This window comes from Pseudomonas sp. LH21, from assembly GCF_036549575.1.
Taxonomy (GTDB): Bacteria; Pseudomonadota; Gammaproteobacteria; order Pseudomonadales; family Pseudomonadaceae; genus Aquipseudomonas; species Aquipseudomonas peradeniyensis.
Window position 1 is genome coordinate 4,127,437 of the sequence record NZ_CP144367.1, and the last position, 18,361, is coordinate 4,145,797.

General features: G+C 65.0%; 19 protein-coding genes. 8 read left to right on the plus strand and 11 right to left on the minus strand.

Annotation, left to right across the window (positions count from 1 at the left end; genetic code table 11):
* Nucleotides 1-122: 122 nt before the first annotated feature.
* A complete protein-coding gene (locus VUG52_RS18785; RefSeq protein WP_050704860.1) occupies nucleotides 123-1,976 on the plus strand; it encodes an alkaline phosphatase D family protein in 1,854 nt (617 codons plus the stop codon).
* 111 nt (nucleotides 1,977-2,087) lie between these two features.
* On the opposite strand, the gene rssC is transcribed toward VUG52_RS18785, so the two are convergent.
* Both rssC and rssB read right to left on the minus strand, forming a co-directional pair.
* Nucleotides 2,088-2,570, minus strand: coding sequence for an anti-sigma factor antagonist RssC (rssC, locus tag VUG52_RS18790; protein WP_023631332.1), 483 nt, complete (start codon nucleotides 2,568-2,570; stop codon nucleotides 2,088-2,090).
* Nucleotides 2,567-3,751 (minus strand): two-component system response regulator RssB, encoded by a 1,185-nt coding sequence (rssB, locus tag VUG52_RS18795; RefSeq protein ID WP_028692716.1) that lies wholly within the window; start codon nucleotides 3,749-3,751, stop codon nucleotides 2,567-2,569. The genes rssC and rssB overlap by 4 nt, the downstream gene beginning before the upstream one ends.
* Before the next feature lie 269 nt (nucleotides 3,752-4,020).
* On the opposite strand from rssB, the gene VUG52_RS18800 reads away from it, so the two are divergent.
* Entirely contained in the window at nucleotides 4,021-4,320 is a 300-nt protein-coding gene (locus VUG52_RS18800) for a PilZ domain-containing protein (RefSeq protein ID WP_050704859.1), read from the plus strand.
* A gap of 237 nt (nucleotides 4,321-4,557) precedes the next feature.
* Here the strand turns inward: VUG52_RS18800 and VUG52_RS18805 are convergent, their stop codons facing one another.
* Nucleotides 4,558-5,265 carry an MlaA family lipoprotein gene (locus VUG52_RS18805; RefSeq protein ID WP_050704858.1) on the minus strand — a complete coding sequence of 236 codons (708 nt, stop codon included), beginning with the start codon at nucleotides 5,263-5,265 and terminating at the stop codon, nucleotides 4,558-4,560.
* 188 nt (nucleotides 5,266-5,453) lie between these two features.
* Between VUG52_RS18805 and VUG52_RS18810 the strand changes: the two genes are divergently transcribed.
* Together VUG52_RS18810 and VUG52_RS18815 are read left to right on the plus strand one after the other, a co-directional pair.
* Complete coding sequence (locus VUG52_RS18810) at nucleotides 5,454-6,005, plus strand: phosphonoacetaldehyde phosphohydrolase-related protein (RefSeq protein WP_050704857.1); 552 nt, start codon at nucleotides 5,454-5,456, stop codon at nucleotides 6,003-6,005.
* 123 nt (nucleotides 6,006-6,128) lie between these two features.
* Entirely contained in the window at nucleotides 6,129-6,392 is a 264-nt protein-coding gene (locus VUG52_RS18815; protein ID WP_050704856.1) for a DUF4404 family protein, read from the plus strand.
* 111 nt (nucleotides 6,393-6,503) lie between these two features.
* Here the strand turns inward: VUG52_RS18815 and queF are convergent, their stop codons facing one another.
* Together queF and VUG52_RS18825 are read right to left on the minus strand one after the other, a co-directional pair.
* Nucleotides 6,504-7,334 (minus strand): NADPH-dependent 7-cyano-7-deazaguanine reductase QueF, encoded by an 831-nt coding sequence (gene queF / locus VUG52_RS18820; protein WP_050704855.1) that lies wholly within the window; start codon nucleotides 7,332-7,334, stop codon nucleotides 6,504-6,506.
* Nucleotides 7,335-7,402: 68 nt separating this feature from the next.
* Nucleotides 7,403-7,918, minus strand: coding sequence for a cupredoxin domain-containing protein (locus VUG52_RS18825; RefSeq protein ID WP_050704854.1), 516 nt, complete (start codon nucleotides 7,916-7,918; stop codon nucleotides 7,403-7,405).
* A 157-nt stretch (nucleotides 7,919-8,075) separates the two neighbouring features.
* On the opposite strand from VUG52_RS18825, the gene VUG52_RS18830 reads away from it, so the two are divergent.
* Complete coding sequence (locus VUG52_RS18830) at nucleotides 8,076-8,756, plus strand: heavy metal response regulator transcription factor (protein WP_050704853.1); 681 nt, start codon at nucleotides 8,076-8,078, stop codon at nucleotides 8,754-8,756.
* Nucleotides 8,756-10,099 (plus strand): heavy metal sensor histidine kinase, encoded by a 1,344-nt coding sequence (locus VUG52_RS18835; RefSeq protein WP_423812660.1) that lies wholly within the window; start codon nucleotides 8,756-8,758, stop codon nucleotides 10,097-10,099. The genes VUG52_RS18830 and VUG52_RS18835 overlap by 1 nt, the downstream gene beginning before the upstream one ends.
* 132 nt (nucleotides 10,100-10,231) lie before the next feature.
* Here the strand turns inward: VUG52_RS18835 and VUG52_RS18840 are convergent, their stop codons facing one another.
* The 4 genes from VUG52_RS18840 to VUG52_RS18855 form a co-directional block, all read right to left on the minus strand.
* Entirely contained in the window at nucleotides 10,232-10,687 is a 456-nt protein-coding gene (locus tag VUG52_RS18840; RefSeq protein WP_050704852.1) for an REP-associated tyrosine transposase, read from the minus strand.
* 184 nt (nucleotides 10,688-10,871) lie between these two features.
* Entirely contained in the window at nucleotides 10,872-12,116 is a 1,245-nt protein-coding gene (locus VUG52_RS18845; RefSeq protein WP_262950332.1) for a lipoprotein-releasing ABC transporter permease subunit, read from the minus strand.
* Between the two features lie 61 nt (nucleotides 12,117-12,177).
* Complete coding sequence (gene lolD / locus VUG52_RS18850; protein ID WP_177330835.1) at nucleotides 12,178-12,861, minus strand: lipoprotein-releasing ABC transporter ATP-binding protein LolD; 684 nt, start codon at nucleotides 12,859-12,861, stop codon at nucleotides 12,178-12,180.
* A 7-nt stretch (nucleotides 12,862-12,868) separates the two neighbouring features.
* Nucleotides 12,869-14,119, minus strand: a complete 1,251-nt coding sequence (locus VUG52_RS18855) for a lipoprotein-releasing ABC transporter permease subunit (RefSeq protein ID WP_220689924.1) — start codon at nucleotides 14,117-14,119, stop codon at nucleotides 12,869-12,871.
* A 93-nt stretch (nucleotides 14,120-14,212) separates the two neighbouring features.
* Here VUG52_RS18855 and VUG52_RS18860 point away from each other — a divergent pair, with 93 nt between their 5' ends.
* Both VUG52_RS18860 and VUG52_RS18865 read left to right on the plus strand, forming a co-directional pair.
* Entirely contained in the window at nucleotides 14,213-14,797 is a 585-nt protein-coding gene (locus VUG52_RS18860) for a PilZ domain-containing protein (protein ID WP_050704842.1), read from the plus strand.
* 32 nt (nucleotides 14,798-14,829) lie between these two features.
* Entirely contained in the window at nucleotides 14,830-15,546 is a 717-nt protein-coding gene (locus VUG52_RS18865) for a glycerophosphodiester phosphodiesterase (protein WP_050704841.1), read from the plus strand.
* 48 nt (nucleotides 15,547-15,594) lie between these two features.
* Here VUG52_RS18865 and sthA read toward each other — a convergent pair whose 3' ends face one another.
* Entirely contained in the window at nucleotides 15,595-16,989 is a 1,395-nt protein-coding gene (gene sthA, locus VUG52_RS18870; protein ID WP_050704840.1) for a Si-specific NAD(P)(+) transhydrogenase, read from the minus strand.
* Nucleotides 16,990-17,192: 203 nt separating this feature from the next.
* Nucleotides 17,193-18,191 carry an FAD:protein FMN transferase gene (locus tag VUG52_RS18875; RefSeq protein ID WP_050704839.1) on the minus strand — a complete coding sequence of 333 codons (999 nt, stop codon included), beginning with the start codon at nucleotides 18,189-18,191 and terminating at the stop codon, nucleotides 17,193-17,195.
* Nucleotides 18,192-18,361 lie beyond the last annotated feature (170 nt).

Sequence of the window (18,361 nt, forward strand, 5' to 3'; positions counted from 1 at the left end):
GAGCGGGTTTACCCGCGAACACCGGCGCAGCCGGTGCCAGCCACCGCAGTGCCTTCTTCGCGGGTAAACCCGCTCCCACAGGGCCTGAGCCAGACCCACCTCTCATGTTTTGCTCAAGATAGATGACACCTACCCCGTCGCTCCCCCTCGTCCTCGCCGGCCCCATCCTCCGCCGCCTGGAACCGCAACGCCTGGCCATCTGGCTGGTCGGCTCGCAACCGCTGCAACCCGAGTTCCTCCTCGACCAGGCCGGCATAGGCGTCACCACGCGCTGCGAGGTGATCGCGGTCGGTGTGCACGCCTTCATCCATCTGCTGGACATCCACTTCGACCACCCACTGCCCAGCAACGTGGCGCTCGACTACGACCTGCGCCTGGCCAACGGCCAGGGCATCGCCGACTGGGCCCCGCACCTGCTCTACCCCGGCGCCAGCCGCCCCAGCTTCGTGCTGCGCGAGCGCCTCGACCAATTGCTCCACGGATCCTGCCGCAAGCCCCATCACCCGGCTGCCGACGGCCTGCTGTGCGCCGACCGCCTGCTTGCCGCCAACCCGCGCCCAGAAGAACGCCCCGCCGTGCTGCTGATGAGCGGCGACCAGGTCTATGCCGACGATGTCGCCGGCCCCATGCTGCGTGCCATCCACGCACTGATCGAGCGCCTGGGCCTGTTCGACGAAGCCCTCGACGGCGCCCTGGTCGACAGCGGCGCCGAACTCTATCGCCACCCGGCCTGCTACTACCACCGCGCCGACCTGCTGCCGGCCCAGGAAGGCAACGAGACCCTGCGCGAACGCTTCTTCGGCGGCAAGCGCAAGCCGATCTTCTCGTCCAGCAACGCCGACAATCACCTGGTGACCTTCGCCGAGGTCATGGCCATGTACCTGCTGGTCTGGTCGCCGCTGCCGTGGACCCTGGTGCGGATGGACATGCCAGAGGGCCTGACCGAGCAGCGCCAGGCCCGTTATCAGTGCGAACTGCCGCTGATCGAGGCTTTTTGCGACGGCCTCGGCCAGGTGGCGCGGGTAATGGCTCACCTGCCCTGCCTGATGATCTTCGACGACCACGACATCACCGACGACTGGAACCTGTCGGCGCAATGGGAACAGACCGCCTACGGCCACCCGTTCTCGCGGCGCATCATCGGCAACGCCCTGCTCGGCTACCTGCTGTGCCAGGGCTGGGGCAACGACCCGGACGGTTGCGCGGCGCTGGTCGGGCAATGCCGGCAACTGAACGAGGCACGGGACGAGCTGATCGGCGAGCTGCTGCGCTTCCAGGGCTGGCAGTACGCGCTGCCCAGCAACCCGCCGCTGCTGGTGCTCGATACCCGCACCCGCCGCTGGCGCAGCGAAAGCAGCCTGGCCAAGCCCTCCGGCCTGCTGGACTGGGAGGCGCTGAGCGAACTGCAGCAGGCGCTGCTCGACCATCCTTCGGCGATCATCGTCTCGCCGGCGCCGATCTTCGGGGTCAAGCTGATCGAGACCGTGCAGCGGGTGTTCAGCGCCCTGGGCTACCCGCTGCTGGTGGATGCGGAGAACTGGATGGCCCATCGCGGCGCGGCGCAGGTGATCCTCAACATCTTCCGCCATTCGCGCACGCCGGGGCACTACGTGGTGCTGTCGGGCGACGTGCACTACTCGTTCGTCTATGAGGTGCTTATCCGCCACCGCCAGCGCAGCCCGCACCTGTGGCAGGTGACCAGCAGCGGGATCAAGAACGAGTTTCCCCGGCGCCTGCTGGATGTGCTCGACCGGCTCAATCGCTGGCTGTACTCGCCGCGATCGCCGCTCAACTGGTTTACCAAGCGCCGGGAAATGGAGGTGGTGCCGCGCACGCCCAGCCGGAGCAAGGCAGGGGAGCGGTTGTGGAACAGCGCGGGGTTGGGGCAGGTGTTCTTCGATGGCCAGGGGCGGCCGGAGCGGGTGTATCAGTTGAATGCGGATGGTTCGCCGGCTACGGCGTTCATCCAGGAGTGACGCCATCGCGGGGCAAGCCCGCTCCCACAATGAACACCATTGTTTCCTGTGGGAGCGGCGGTGCGCCGATGCGACTTGCCCCGCGATGGCGTCGGCAGGTCCAGTGCAGGATCAAGACCGCTCGAGCGCGCTCACCAGGTCATGGAACGCCTCACGGTTGGAGTCATTCAAGCCCATGAGGATCTTGTGCGCCTCCAGCACCTTGGAACGCACCACGCTCTCGTCCTGGTCCTGGGACGGCAGGTCGGTCAGGCATTCCGGGCACGGCACCGGGCGGTCGACGATGTTGAACACCTGGTCGAAGCCCATGGACTGCAGCAGGCGGGAAATATCCGGGTTGGTGGTGACCACGGTCGGCAGCAGGCCGACTTTCTGCCGGGACAGGATCGACAGCTTGGCCAGCAGGCCGAGGGTGGTGCTGTCGATGCTCTCGGTTTCGGTCAGGTCGATGACGATGGCCGAGAAGTTCAGCGCGGTGAAGATCTTCTCGATCGTCGCATCCAGCGCCGAACACAGGGTCAGGCGCACTTCACCGACAAATTTCAGAACGAAGGTCCCGCTCTGCTCGGCGAACTGGATTCTACCAGTACTCATTCAAGGTTCCTGCTCAACACCAATAGGGCGATATCATCCGGCATCTCCCCAAGCGTAGCCAATTCGAATCGTTGGCGCAGCCCCTCCAGGCTACCACCCGCCGCCTTGACGATTTCCGGCAAGGCCGCTTCCTTATCTTTGAGTGTGTCCCCAGGCAAAAGGTCCAGAATGCCATCGGACATCAGGGTGAGGCTGAACTGCGGTGGCAGCTCCAGCACCTGGTCCTGGTAGCTGGCCTCGTCGAACAACCCCACCGGCAGGCCGCGGCCTTCCAGGTAGCGGGCCTGGCCCGGGGTGTACAGCACCGGCAGCGGCAAGTGGCCGCCGACGCTGTAGGTGAGCAGGCCGGTGTCCTCGTCGATGACGCCACCGACCATGGTCACATGCTTGCCCAGCTTGCAGTTGATCAGCCCGCGGTTGATGTGGCTGAGCACCTGCGAAGGCTTGAACTCGCGCATCTTGCCGCCACGCTTGAATTCGAACAGCAGGCGCGTGGTCATGAACTTGAGCAGCACCGTGACGAATGCCGACGAGGCACCGTGGCCGGAGACGTCCGCCAGGTAGAAGGCGATGCGCCGGTCATCCACGCGGAAGTAGTCGGCGAAATCACCCGACAGGTACAGCGACGGGATGATCTGGTGCTCGAAGGCGAACTCGCCGGCCACCCAGGGGTTTTCCGGGAGCATGTTCATCTGCACCTGGCGACCGGCGGTCTGGTCCTCCTGCAGCAGGTGCAGGCTGGCCTCCAGCTCGCGGTTGGCGGCTTCGAGCTTCTCCCGGTAGCGCTGGTTCTCCAGCACCAGGCGCGAGCGGTCGAGGGCGCGGCGCACCGAGTGCTCGAGCACGGCCAGGTCTTCCAGGGGCTTGATCAGGTAGTCCGCCGCGCCCAGGCGCAGGGCTTCGACCGCGTCGCTCATGACGCCGGCACCGGACACCACGATCACCGGCAACTGCGGCGCGCGCTCGCTGATCCGGCGGATCAGTTCGAGGCCGCCCATCTGCGGCATGCGCAGATCGCAGATCACGAGGTCGGGCTGGTGTGCTTCGAAGACCTGGAGGCCCTGCTGGCCGTTGCCGGCCTGGAGGACGCTGAAGCCGCTGTCTTCCAGATAGGCGGCGAGACTGGCACGGACCACCTCGTCGTCATCGATGATCAGCAGCGTTGCACTGGGTTTCTGCATGTGGGCGAACGGCGCCAGATTTGGGTTGGCGTAGCGGCTGCGAAGGACCGACAGACGGCTACTGGAATGCTCTCTAGCCACTCTCTATTTGAGTTGTAGGACAAGAAGACTGGTCCGGCAAATAGCGAGGTGCCCTGTAAGGCGCTGACGGTACTCCCATCCGCCTGGCGTTTCAAGCATGGCAAGGAAGACTTCCGCGCACTTTACAGGGCAAATCACCCGGCGTTATAAGAAAGCACATCGGCGCAACCTGACGAAAGGATGCAAGCATGTCCCAGCCTCCCGTGGATTACAGCGAAAAACGCGATTTCATACGCATGCGCATTGAAACCGAGGTCAGCCTGCTGCACGCCGGCCAGGTGATCAGCGCCGTGTGCATCGACCTCTCCAGCAGCGGCATGCAGGTCCAGGCACCGCAGCGGTTCAAGGTGGGCGACCAGCTCGAGGTGCGCATCGACTCCGACCATGCCGCCCTTGCCGGCCTGCATGCCAGCACCGAGGTGGTGTGGATCGCCGACCAGCCCGGCGGCGCGCAGAAGTTCGGCCTGCGCATCCTGGCCATGCATTGAACTGTTACGAAAAAGGCGACCCGAAGGTTAATGCCAGTCAGTTAAACCAATTGGGGTCGCTGCGCGACCCTTCGCGGGTAAACCCGCTCCCACAGGTACAGCGCTCGATTCAGCGTTTGCGCGATCCTGTGGGAGCGGGCTTACCCGCGAAGGGCTGCAAAGCAGCCCCAATAAGTGCGATGAAGCGCTAACTGACTGGCATTAACCCGAAGGTCGCCTTTTACGTGAGCCGGTCGATCAGAAGTCGTCTTCGACCTGGCCGTCCTTGACCTTGAACTCGCGGTTCTGCAGGTAGGCGTTGCGCAGGAAGATGTACTTGTCGCCCTGGATCAGTTTCTCCGCCGACAGCAGGCTGGCGCGGGTGTCGATCACGTCCACTGCCATGAGCGAGTTGCGGGTCGGCACATGGTCGATGTAGCGGTAGGGTTCGGTGTAGGTGTCCGGGTACTTGGCCAGGCCGTCACGCACGGTGCTCGGGCCAAGGAACGGAATGACCACGTACGGCCCGCTGGGCACGCCCCAGTAGCCGAGGGTCTGGCCGAAGTCCTCGTCGTTGCGCTGCAGGCCCATCTTGGTGCCGACATCGAAGAAGCCGCCCAGGCCGAAGGTGGTGTTGACGATCAGCCGCGCCGTGTCGATACCCGCCGCTCGAGGCTTGAGCTGCAGCACGTTGTTGGCCAGGTTGGTGACGTCGCCCAGGTTGCGGAAGACGTTGTGGATGCCATCCTCGAGGAACTGCGGGGTGACATACTGGTAACCCTGGGCCAGCGGCTTGAGGGCATAGGTGTCGAGGACGTCGTTGAACTTGAAGATCGGTCGGTTGACCGACTCCCACGGATCCTCCTCGGTGGCCGCCTGGGTGACTGCCACGGGCGCCAGCAGCAAGCTGGCGCAGACACAGGCCTGGGTGACTCGCTCGATCACTCCGGCACCGATCCTACGCATAGATGTTTCTCCATCGGATTTCACGGCGGCAACGGCCTTTGGCGCGCTGCTCGATAGGGCGCAAGTATACTGGCTTGCTGGCTGAACGGTAGTTTTACATATCTCTGTCAAGATTTCGTGAACAACTGTAGTCGTCATCCCTTGGTCACAATCGCCGGGTAGCTTGCGGGGTATTTAGGGACGTTGCCATGCAAGACGCACCCGCCTTCACCGCCGTGCTGTTCGGACTGCGCGGCTGCCTGGTCCAGGCAACCGACGGCGGCCCCCTGCCCGCCCCCGGCGCCCTCGATTCCCTTCACCGCCTGCGCTCACAGGCGGTGCCGTGCATCTGGCTCGACGAACTCAGCGCCAACCAGGGCAAGCGCCTGAGCAGCGTGCTGCCCGACTGGCTGCCGGGCCATCTGGTCAATGGCTGCAAGTGGCCGGCGCCCAACGCCTGCTGGCAGGCGCTGATGAGCCTCGACAGCCAACGCCTGGAAGGCTGCGTGCTGGTCAGCGGCGAGCCGCGGCTGCTGCAGGCCGGGCTCAACGCCGGCCTGTGGACGGTGGGCCTGGCGGCCTGCGACCTGGGCTCCAGCCAATGGCAGGCCATGACCCGGCAGGAACAGGAGCGCACCCGTGGCAAGGCGACCCTGGCGCTGTTCGGCCTGGGCGTGCACTCGGTGATCGATCACCTGGAATCCCTCGACACGTGCCTGGCGGACATCGCCCAGCGCCGGCACAAGGGCGAGAAACCCTGATACATCCCCGTTGATACGGGTCATGCAAAGCAGCGGCAGGTGGATTACGCTAGAAGGCAGGCCAGAACCTTTACCGTGTCGCCGAGGTCCATGGCTTGCCAAGTCATTGATGGAGAACGAACAATGCCTGCCCGCGAACTGCAAGAGCAACTCGATAGCCTGCGCGAGCAACTGGACCGCAATCCACCGCTCTCGCTGGAAGAGCGCGACCACCTGCATGAACTGATGCAGCAGATCGAAGCCCAGATCAAACTCGAAGAAGCGACCAAGGACAACAACCTGGTCGATGGGGTCAATACCGCCGTCGAACGCTTCGAGGCCGATCACCCAGACCTTACCGCCATCCTGCGCAATATCGCCAATCACCTGCACAGCATGGGGATCTGATCACATTGCGCTGTCGCGCACAAACAGGGACGTGGGAGCGGGCTTGCCCCGCGAGACCGGCGTAGCCGGTGCCATCCATCGCGGGGCAAGCCCGCTCCCACGATGCCCGTACTACTGACGCACCAGTCGCAGATTCTGCGGGCTGATCGCCCCGGTGCTGCGGTACGGGTTGATATCCAGCCCACCCCGGCGCACATACCGCGCATACACCGTCAGGTGCTCAGGCTTGAGCAGGTTCTTCAGGTCCAGGTAGATCCGCTCCACGCATTGTTCGTGGAAGTCGGCATGCTGACGGAAGCTGATCAGGTAGGTCAGCAGGCTGGCATGATCCAGCGCCTGCCCCTTGTACTCCACCACCACGCTACCCCAGTCCGGCTGGCCGGTGACCGGGCAGTTGGATTTGAGCAGGTGGCTATGCACGGTCTCTTCCACCACGCGCTCCGACGCGCAACGCAGCAGCTCCGGTTGCGGCTGCTCGTAGTTGCTGATGTTCACATCCAGCGCATCGATGCACTCGCCCGGCAGCGCAGTCACGCCCTGCCCCTCGACCTCGGCCAGGGTGCTGACCTTGACCCCGACAGGCTTGCCGGCTGCGGCGGACAGGTCCTGCACCAGGCACGCCTGCAATGCCTCCAGCGACTCGAACACCGTCTGGTTCAGCGAGTTGAGGTACAGCTTGAACGACTTGGACTCGATGATGTTCGGCGAATCGCACGGGATGGCGAACTCACCGATGGCCACCACCGGCTTGCCCGAGGGCAGCAGCCAGGACAGCTCGAAGCAGTTCCAGAAGTCCACGCCCTGCCACGGCAGCGCATCGCCGCTCACGCCCAGCTCGGTCCATTTGGCCAGGCGGGGAATCGGGAACAGCAGCGAGGGGGTGTAGGTGGCGATGTATTCGCTGGACTTGCCCAGCGGGGAGTGTTCGGCGGCGGGATGCATGGAAACTGACCTGAAGGTTCGAAATTGCCCCTAGTCTACCGGTTTTGCACCCCGCCTTGGAGCCGTTGTCACTCGATGGTCAGCGGGCCGACCATGCCTGCCTGATAGTGGCCCGGCACGTTGCAGGCGAACTCGATGGGCGCCGACTTGCGGAAGGTCCAGGTCAGCTCGGCGCGCTGGCCGGGCTGCACCAGCACGGTATTGCCGCCGTCATGGCCGTGGCCAGCGCCCATCTGGCCGTGATCCATCTGGCCATGGTCCATGCCTTCGTGGTTCATGCCGGCGGTGAACATCTTGCCCTGCATGGCGATCATTTCCTTCTGGTGCTCGGCGTGCATGGCCTTGTCGCCCAGGTTGAACTCGTGGGGCAGCTTGCCTTGGTTGACCAGCACGAAGCGCACGGTCTCGCCGGCCTTGACCTTGATGCTCTTGGGTTCGAAGGCGATGTCCTTGAGCACCACCTCGACGGTGCGGGTGGCCTTGGCCGCCTCGGCCGGCTCGCCGAAGGCGAAGGGTTTGCCGCTGTCGGCGAAGCTCGGCAGGCTGACCAGTGCGAGGGCGGCGGCGATGAACAGGTGTTTCATGGGTGACTCCGGGTCGTTCTGGGAGAATGAGGCCATTCTCGAAAAGGCTGGCTGGCAGCTGGCTGACGGGAAGATTACAACTTTGTCAGCTTGGGCAGGCCGCCGGATCGTCACGTATCATTTCGGCATCACGTTGGCCCTAACCGTTGGTAAACACATGAAACTGCTGATCGTCGAAGACCAGGCCAAGACCGGCCAGTACCTGAGCCAGGGCCTGAGCGAAGCCGGTTTCGCCACGGAGCTGGCCATCGACGGCGACACAGGCCAGCACCTGGCCCTGACCGGTGACCACGACCTGCTGATCCTCGATGTGATGCTGCCGGGGCGTAACGGCTGGCAGATCCTCCAGGCCGTGCGCCAGGCCGGACTGGACACGCCGGTGCTGTTTCTCACCGCCCGCGATGCCGTCGAGGACCGTGTCCATGGCCTGGAGCTGGGTGCCGACGACTATCTGGTCAAGCCGTTCGCCTTCTCCGAGCTGCTGGCCCGCGTGCGCAGCCTGCTGCGCCGGGGTGCCAGCGCCAGCCAGGACACCTGCCTGAGCCTGGCCGACCTGCGCCTTGACCTGATTCGCCGGCGCGCCGAGCGGGCCGGCCAGCGCGTCGACCTGACCGCCAAGGAATTCGCCCTGCTCGAACTGCTGCTGCGCCGCCAGGGCGAGGTGCTGCCCAAGTCGCTGATCGCCTCGCAGGTGTGGGACATGAACTTCGACAGCGACACCAACGTCATCGAGGTGGCCATCCGCCGCCTGCGCCTGAAGATCGACGACCACCACGCCACCAAGCTGATCCATACCGTGCGCGGCATGGGCTATGTGCTCGAGGAGCGCCAGGACTGATGCGCCGCCTGTCACTCGGCAGCCGCCTGGCGCTGCTGTTCGCCGCCTGCACCGCCAGTGTCTCGCTGGGCGCCGGCCTGCTGTTCAGCCGCGCCAGCGAGCAGCATTTCGTCGAACTCGACCAGCAGCTGCTCAGCGGCCGCCTGTCGCTGATGCGCAGCCTGCTCGACGGCGTCACCAGCCCCGAGCAACTGGCCACGCGCCTGCCGGGACTGCTCAATGAGCTGAGCCACCAGTCCGACCTGGCCTTGCGCGTGCGCGCGGTCGACGGCACCACCTGGTTCGCCAGCCGCAGCGACCTGCCCGACGCCCCGGATCAGCCCGGCCTGGCCACCCTGCATACCCAGGGCATCGACTACCGCGGGCTGAGCCTGCCGCTGGACGAAACCCGACCCGCCTCGCCGCAGCTGACCCTGTTCCTCGACATCACCCATCACCAGCACTTCCTGCAAGGTATGCAGCGCCTGATCTGGCTCACGGTCGGCCTCAGCGCGCTGGTCACCGCGCTGCTGGGTGCCTGGGCCGTGCGCCGTGGCCTGAAGCCGCTGCGGCGGATGGGCAAGGTCGCCGCCAGCGTCAACGCCCGCTCGCTGACCACCCGCCTGCCGGCCGCCGAGATGCCCGAGGAGCTGGCCGAGCTGGCCGGCACGGTCAACGCCATGCTGCAGCGCCTGGACGACGCCTTCCAGCGCCTGTCGGCATTCTCCGCCGACATCGCCCACGAGCTGCGCACGCCGCTGTCCAACCTGCTGACCCACACCCAGGTCACCCTCACCCGCCCGCGCAGCCTAGAGGAGTACCGCGAGGCCCTGCATGGCAACCTTGAAGAGTTGCAATGGATGGCCCAGCTGGTCAACGACATGCTTTACCTGGCCAAGGCCGACCACGGCCTGCTGATGCCCAACAGCCAGGCGCTGGACCTGGCGACCGAGGTCGATGCGCTGCTGGAGTACTACGCACCACTGGCCGAAGAAGCTGAAGTCAGGCTGTCACGCGAGGGCCAGGCGCATGTCGAAGGCGACCGGCACATGCTGCGCCGGGCCTTGTCGAACCTGCTGGACAACGCCCTGCGCTTCACCCCGGCCGGCGGCGAGATCCGAGTGAGCCTTGCGCCCGGGTTGCGCATCGAGGTGGCCAACAGTGGCCCGGCAATCCCCCCGCAACTGCTGGAGCGGCTGTTCGACCGTTTCTATCGAGCGGACCCGGCGCGCCAGGAGGGCAGCAGTGAGCATGCAGGGCTCGGGCTGGCCATCACCCGCTCGATCGTGCAGGCCCACGGCGGGAAGATTCGGGCGGAGTGCGAAGGTGGGTGGACGCGGTTCGTGATCGAGTTGCCTGCGTAGCCCTCATCGCGGGGCAAGCCCGCTCCCACGCCATATTATGATGGCTGGAAATAGGAGGTCTGGCGTGGGAGCCAGATTATGATGCCTGGAAACAGGAGGTCTGGCGTGGGACCGGGCTTGCCCCGCGATGGACTATAGCCAGATAGCATCCCAATGAGGATAATCCCCCAGCCGCCTGACCAAACCTGCCCTCAAGGGATTAGCCACCACATACCTGGCAAATTCGCGAAGATCTTCCTCCCGCCTCAGCGCCCTGTCGTGATAGCCCGGCTGCCATAATGGTCCTTTCAGTTTTCCAAGCTTGAACAGCGAACATCGGCTGCGCGACTTGAATCGCCGCATAATCGTAGCGAGCGTGTCATCTCCCAACTTGATCAGCCAGTGAAAGTGATCAGGCATGACCACCCATGCGAGGCTGCACAAAGACCCCTCCTGCTCAGCCTGATTGAAATGGAAAGGCAAGCAACGAGCAGCTTGGAAATCTTCAAAAAATGGAAAGCGGTCCCTGGTCGTGCTAGTCAGCAAGTAGACCCGGCTAGGCTCGGAACACCTGCCGTGGCGCAGGCGGTGGGAAGCGGGACGATCCATGTCGATCTCCTTGAAGTAAAATTCTCAAGGTAGATGGCCAATGCAAGCGACAGCGAAGGGAAGCGGTACCGGATGTTTCATGGTTCGTGTACAAGCATCGCGGGGCAAGCCCGCTCCCACGCCAGACCTCATACTTGCAGGCATCAAAGACCGGCGTGGGAGCGGGCTTGCCCCGCGATAGCGCTTACTCGTAACGCAACGCCATCGCCGGTTCGATCTGCGAGGCCCGGTAGGCAGGATAGATGGTCGCCAGGAAGCTCATCACCAGCCCGGCCACGCAGATGATCGCCACATCGCCCCACTGCAGCTCCGACGGCAGGCTGCTGATGAAGTAGATGTCGGAGGTGAAGATGTGCTGCCCGCTGACCCGCTCGACCCAGCCGACCACGGCGCTGACGTTCAACGCCAGGAGCACCCCGAGCACGCCGCCGATCAAGGTGCCGACGATGCCGATCAGGCTGCCCTGGACCATGAACGTGCCCATGATCTGCGCCGGCGTCGCGCCGATGGTGCGCAGGATGGCGATGTCCGCGCCCTTGTCGTTCACCACCATCACCAGGGTGGCGATGATGTTGAAGGCGGCCACGGCGATGATCATCATCAGCAGCAGGCCGATCATGGTCTTTTCCATCTTCATTGCGCTGAACAGGCTGCCCTGGGTGTGCGACCAGTCGTCGGCGCGGTAGCCGTCGCCCAGCCCGGCGGCGATGGCCTTGGACACCTGCGGCGCGGCGTACAGGTCGTGCAGCTTCAGGCGCACGCCCTGTACCTGGCCCGGCGCCCAGCGCTGCATCTCGCCGGCGTCGGCGATATGGATATAGGCCTGGGAACCATCCAGCTCGGCGCCGACCTTGAAGATGCCGACCACGGTCAGGCGCTGCATACGCGGGGTGATGCCGCCCGGCTCCTTGCTGACCTCCGGGACGATCAGGGTCAGCTTGTCGCCGGTGTTCAGGCGAAAGCGTCGCGCCGTCAGTTCGCCGATCACCACGCCGTATTCACCGGGCACCAACGCCTGCAGGCTGCCCTGGACGATATGCTGGGTGACGATGGAGACCTTGCCCTCCTCGGCCGGGTCGATGCCGGCAACCTGGATCGGCTGCATCGCCCCCTTGTACGAGAGCATGCCCTCCATCTCGGTGATCGGCGCCGCGGCCATCACCGCCGGGTTGCCTTCGGCGGTGCTGGCGACCTTGCGCCAGTCGTCCAGCGGCTGCGCGCCGAGGATCGCGGCATGGGGCACCAGGCCGAGCACGCGCGAGCTCATCTCGCGCTGGAAGCCGTTCATCACCGACAGCACCGTGATCATCGCCAGCACGCCAAGCGACAACCCGATCATCGAGGTCATGGAGATGAACGAGATGAAGTGGTTGCGACGCTTGGCACGGGTGTAGCGAGCACCGATGAACAAGGACAAGGGTCTGAACATGAACAGGGATACCCAATCTAAGTGTGAACCGGAGCGCCTCAAGGCGCCCCGCGCAAGCGATTCAGATCGCCACCAGGCGCCCGTCTTCCAGGCTCAGCACGCGGTCCATCTGGCGCGCCAGGTTGAGGTCGTGGGTCACCACCAGGAAGGCGGTCTGCGAATGCGTGGACAGCTCGCGCATCAATTCCTGGATACCCATGGCCGTATGGTGGTCGAGGTTGCCGGTGGGCTCGTCGAGCATCACCAGGCCCGGACGATTGACCAGGGCGCGGGCGATCGCCACGCGCTGACGCTCACCACCGGACAGCTCGGCGGGCTTGTGATTCAGCCGGTGCCCCAGGCCGACGCGCTTGAGCAGTGCCTCGGCGCGCTCGCGGGCCTCGGCGATCGGCGTCTTGCCGATCAGCAGCGGCATGCAGGCGTTTTCCAGGGCGGTGAACTCCGCCAGCAGGTGGTGGAACTGGTAGACGAAGCCCAGTGCGCGGTTGCGCAGCAGGCCACGGGCCCGCTCGCCCAGCGCCGACAGCTCCTCGCCGGCCAGCCAGACACTGCCCTGGGTTGGCGTGTCGAGGCCGCCGAGCAGATTGAGCAAGGTACTCTTGCCCGAGCCCGAGCTGCCGACGATGGCCACCCGCTCGCCCGGGTGCAGCTCGAGGTTCAACCCCGACAGGACCTGGACCGACTCCGGGCCTTCCTCGTAGCTCTTGCCCAGGTTGCGGCAGCTCAACACGGCTTTATCACTCATGCGCGACTCACTCATAACGTAGCGCCTCCGCCGGCTGGGTGCGCGAGGCGCGCCAGGCCGGATACAGGGTGGCGAAGAAACTCAGGACCAGCGCCGCACCACAGACCATGTACACGTCCTGGGCCTGGATCTGCGACGGCAGGTAATCGATGAAGTACACGTCGGCATTGAGGAACTTGTGCCCGATCAGGGTCTCGATGCCGGCGATGGCCGCGCTCACGTTGAGCGCGCCGAGGATGCCCAGCACCGCGCCGATCAGCGTGCCGACCACGCCGATCACCGTGCCCTGGACCATGAAGATGGCCATGATCTGCCCAGGCGTGGCGCCCAGGGTGCGCAGGATGGCGATGTCGCCGCGCTTGTCGTTGACCACCATCACCAGGGTGGAAATGATGTTGAACGCCGCCACCGCGACGATCAGCAGCAACAGCAGGCCGATCATGGATTTCTCCATGCGGATCGCCTGGTACAGGTTGCCGTGGGTGCGGGTCCAGTCACGCGGGTAGAACTCCTGCTCGCCCAACTGCTGGGCGATGGCCCAGGCGGCCCGCGGGGCCTGGAACAGGTCGTCGAACTTCAGGCGCACGCCCTGGACCTGGTCGGCCTTCCAGCGGTGCAGGCGCGACAGGTCGGCGATGTTGGTCAGCCCCAGGTAGCCGTCGATCTCGCCGGCGCCGACGTGGAAGGTGCCGACCACGGTGAAGCGCTTCATGCGCGGGAACATCCCCGCCGGGGTGACGCTGACCTCGGGGGCGACGAAGGTCAGCTTGTCGCCGATACCCACGCCCAGCTTCTGCGCGGCCCTGTCGCCGATCATGATGCCCCACTCGCCCGGGGCCAGCTTGTCGAGGCTGCCGTCGAGGACGAACTTGTCGATGATCGACACCTCGCGCTCGCGGGCCGGGTCGATGCCGTTGAGCAGCACCTTCTGCACCTTGCCTTCATGGGTCAGCAGGCCCTGCATCTGGGTGAACGGCGCGACCGCCAGCACCTGCGGATTCTGCTTTACTTTAGAGGCGAGGGCCTGCCAGTCGTCGATCGGCTGGCCGGTCTCCAGCGTGGCGTGGGGGATCATCCCCAGCACGCGGGTACGCATCTCGTGGTCGAACCCGTTCATCACCGAGAGCACCACGATCATCACCACCACGCCCAGGGCGAGGCCGATCATCGAGGTGAGCGAAATGAACGAGACGAAGTGATTGCGGCGCTTGGCACGGGTGTAGCGCGTACCAATGAATACGAATAGAGGTCTGAACATGTCGGGGCTTGTTCGGATGAAAGGGAACGTCCTTGTGGCGAGGCGCCTACGGCGGCTTTACACTCGGACCACCGCCGTAACCTTGGGTTCGCCATGACGACATTAGACGAAGAAGATCGCCGCGAATACTACCGCATCGAAGATCGGATCGCACTTCAAATCAGCCCCCTCAGCGCGGCCGAAGCCCTTGAAACAGAACTGTTGCAGGATGATTCCGAGCTGTTCAACCTGCTCAGCGAGCTGCACCTTTCGGACTTCGAGTCGCAGCACCTGTTGCGCCAGCTGAGCGAAAAAGACCGCACCCTGGCCGCCTTCCTGCGCGCCCAGAACAAACGTCTCGACTTGCTCAGCGCCGTGGTCGCCCAGACCCTGATCGGCGAAATCGGCCAGCCGCAGCCGGTGATCATCTCTGAAGGCGGCATCGAGTTCGCCCAGGCGCAGAAGATCGCCACTGGCACCCGGGTCAAGGTGAAGATGGTGCTGATGCCCCGCGCCCACGGCCTGCTCCTGCGCGGCCGGGTCACCCACTGCGACCCGCGCCCCGACGGCGACTTCGAGGTCGGTACCGAGTTCATCGACATGACCGACGCCCAGCGTCAGTTGCTGGCCCGCTACATTTTGCAGCGCCAGCAACAGCAACGACGCCAGGCGCTGGAACAGAACGACCCCGCTTCCTGAAGCCCTTTTCTCTCTGATTTGAAGGAACGAACGTGACCTTGATCTATGGCCACCGCGGCGCCAAGGGCGAAGCGCCCGAGAATACCCTGCAGAGTTTCCGCCAGTGCCTGTCCCATGGCGTGGACCGCTGCGAACTCGACCTGCACCTGTCGGCCGACAACGAGCTGATGGTGATCCACGATCCGACCCTCAAGCGCACCACCGGCCGGCGCGGCAAGGTGGTCGAGCACACGGCGGCCGAGCTGGTCACCTATGATGCGCGCAAGGGCGGCCCGGGGCATGTGCAGCCCTGCCCCATCCCACGGCTCGAGGAATTGTTCGAGAAGTGCCCGTTCGAGCACTGGCAGCTGGAGGTCAAGAGCGCCTCGCGCACCCGTGCCGCCAGCACCGTGCTGGCGATCCGCGAACTGGCCCAGCAATACGGGCTGCTGGACAAGGTCACCATCACCTCGAGCTCACGGGAAGTGCTGGGTGCCGCCCAGGAGCTGGTGCCCGACATCAAGCGCGGACTGGTTGCCGAGTACGCCTGGCTCGACCCGCTGAAGGTCGCGCAGAACTACGACTGCGAGATGCTGGCGTTGAACTGGACGCTGTGCACCCCCGAGCGCCTGATCAAGGCGCAGCGCCAGGGCTTGCACGTGTCGGTATGGACGGTCAACGAACCGGCGCTGATGCGCCGGCTCGCCGACTTTGGCGTGGACAGCCTGATTACAGACTTTCCCGGTTTGGCCAGGACCACCCTCGGGTAGGGCTGAAATCGGTCTCCCCGACCGGCTCAGGCCACCGGTCGGAGCCGCTCAAAAAAGCCGGTTCAGACCATCGTAGGCAGCTACCCGATAGGCTTCGGCCATGGTCGGGTAGTTGAAGGTGGTGTTGACGAAGTACTTCAGGTTGTTCTGTTCGCCCGGCTGGTTCATCACCGCCTGGCCGATGTGGACGATCTCCGAAGCCTGGTAGCCGAAGCAGTGCACGCCGAGGACCTCGAGGGTCTCGCGGTGGAACAGGATCTTCAGCATGCCTTGCGGCTCGCCGGCGATCTGCGCGCGGGCCATGCTCTTGAAGAAGGCCTTGCCCACTTCGTAGGGCACCTTGGCCTGGGTCAGTTCCTGCTCGTTCTTGCCGATCGAGCTGATCTCCGGAATGGTGTAGATGCCGGTCGGCACGTCGTTGACGAAGCGCCAGCTGCCGTTGTCGACGATGCTGCCGGCGGCCGAGCGGCCCTGGTCGTGGGCGGCGCTGGCCAGGCTCGGCCAGCCGATCACGTCACCGGCGCCATAGATGTTCGACACGCTGGTGCGGTAGGTCTCGTCGACCTCTATCTGGCCACGGCTGTTGACCTTGATGCCGATGTTCTCCAGGCCCAGCTTGTCGGTGTTGCCGGTACGACCGTTGCACCACAGCAAGGCGTCGGCCTTGATCTTCTTGCCCGACTTCAGGTGCAGGATCACCCCGTTGTCCAGGCCTTCGACGCGGTCGTATTCCTCGTTGTGGCGCACGGTGATGTTGTTGTTGCTGAAGTGGTAGCTCAGCGCCTGGGAGATTTCCGAGTCGAGGAAGCTCAGCAGCTGGCCGCGGTTGTCGACCAGCTCGACCAGCACGCCCAGGCCGCTGAAGATCGAGGCGTATTCGCAACCGATCACCCCGGCACCGTAGACGATCAGCTTGCGCGGGGTGTGGCTCAGGCTGAGGATGGTGTCGCTGTCGTAGACGCGCGGGTGGTGGAAGTCGATGTCGGCCGGGCGGTACGGGCGCGAGCCGGTGGCGATGATGATGTGCTTGGCGTTGAGCTTCTCGACCACGCCGTTGGGGCAGACCACTTCGACGGTCTGCTCGTCGGCGAAGCTGCCGGTGCCGACGAACACGTCGACGCGGTTGCGCGCGTAGTAGCCGGTGCGCGAGGCAACCTGCTTGCTGATGACCTTCTCGGCGCTCTTGAGCACGTCGGGGAAGGAGAACCAGCGCGGCTCGCCGATGGCGCGGAACATCGGGTTGGTGTTGAACTGCATGATCTGCCGCACGGAGTGACGCAGCGCCTTGGACGGGATGGTGCCCAGGTGGGTGCAGTTGCCGCCGACCTGGCGACGGCTGTCGACCATGGCCACCTTGCGCCCTGCTTTGGCGGCGTTCATTGCCGCGCCTTCTCCGGCCGGACCGGAACCCAGCACCACTACGTCGTAGTTGTAGACAGCCATGCGTACTCCTTCAGAACTGGCCCGCCGGCCGGATGGCCGCGGGGCGCGATCATGTCGCCGGGGCGCCATGAGAAAATTCGGGTGCAGTCTAATCAAGCGTGAACGCCGCGCACATTAACCCTTGGTCGCGTCGTAGGCCATTATTGCCTGCACTACATGTCGTTTCACCGTATCCATGGCATTGATCATCCGTGGCTTGCCTTTCACTCGCCTTTCACCAGCCGCTCGAAGGCCGGCGTGGAACGGGAGACGAAACCACCCTCGACCCGGGTCACCAGCACCGCGGCGATGCCGTGGGCGATGGCGAAGTCCCAGCCCTGCTGCGGCCCGAGGATCAACAGCACGGTCGAGTAGCCGTCGGCCTGCAGCGCCGAGGCGTCGAGCACCGTCACCGCCGCCAGGTCGTGCTCGACCGGGCGCCCGAGACGGGCGTCGAAGGTGTGCGAATAGCGCCGGCCATTGTCCTCGAAATAATGCCGATAGTCACCCGAGGTCGACACGGCCATGTCCTCCACGTCGATGACCTGGCGGGCGATCTGGCGGTCCTCGCGCGGCAACTCCAGGGCCACCCGCCAGGCACTGCCGTCGGGCTTGCGGCCCACGGCCTTGAGCTCGCCGGTGGCTTCGGCGAGAAACGCCTCGATACCCATGGCGCGCAGGCGCTGGGCGATCAGGTCGACGGCGTGGCCGGCGGCGATGCTGTTGAAATCCAGCTCGATGGCGGCGTCCTTGCACAGGGCCTCGCCCTCGATGCGCAGGTGGCGGTAGCCCACGCGCTGGCGAGCACGGGCCAGCGCCTGCGGGTCGGGCACGTGCATCTCGCGGGCCTGGGGGCCGAAGCCCCAGAGGTCGAGCAGCGGCTCGACGGTGAGGTCGAAGGCGCCCTGGCTCTGCTCGGCCAGGTGCTGGCCGAAGCTGGCCAGCTCGAACAGGTCGGCGTCGATGGGCAGGCACTGGTTGGCCGCAAGCTGGTTGAAACGGCTGACGGTGGAGTCGCCGCGGTAGGTGGAGTAGCGGGCATCGATGGCCTGGAGGATGGCCTCGACCTCGGCCTGGACCTGCTCGGGCGCCGGACCGCCGGGTTGGCGCACGTACTGGATGCTGTAGCTGCTGCCCATGGTAGGGCCGCCGAAGCGTTCTAGGGTGGGAGTTGGCTCGCAGGCGGACATCAGGATGAGGATGAAGATTAAAAGCGCACGCAATCTCTAGATCTCGACTGTCAGGACTGACCCTATCGCGGGGCAAGCCCGCTCCCACGCTGGTGATGCTTGTCGCTCTATTTCCTGCGCGGCTGCACTGCCGGCTCACTACTTACTAAGATCGCACATCGGCCGGCGTGGGAGCGGGCTTGCCCCGCGATAGGGCCATCGAA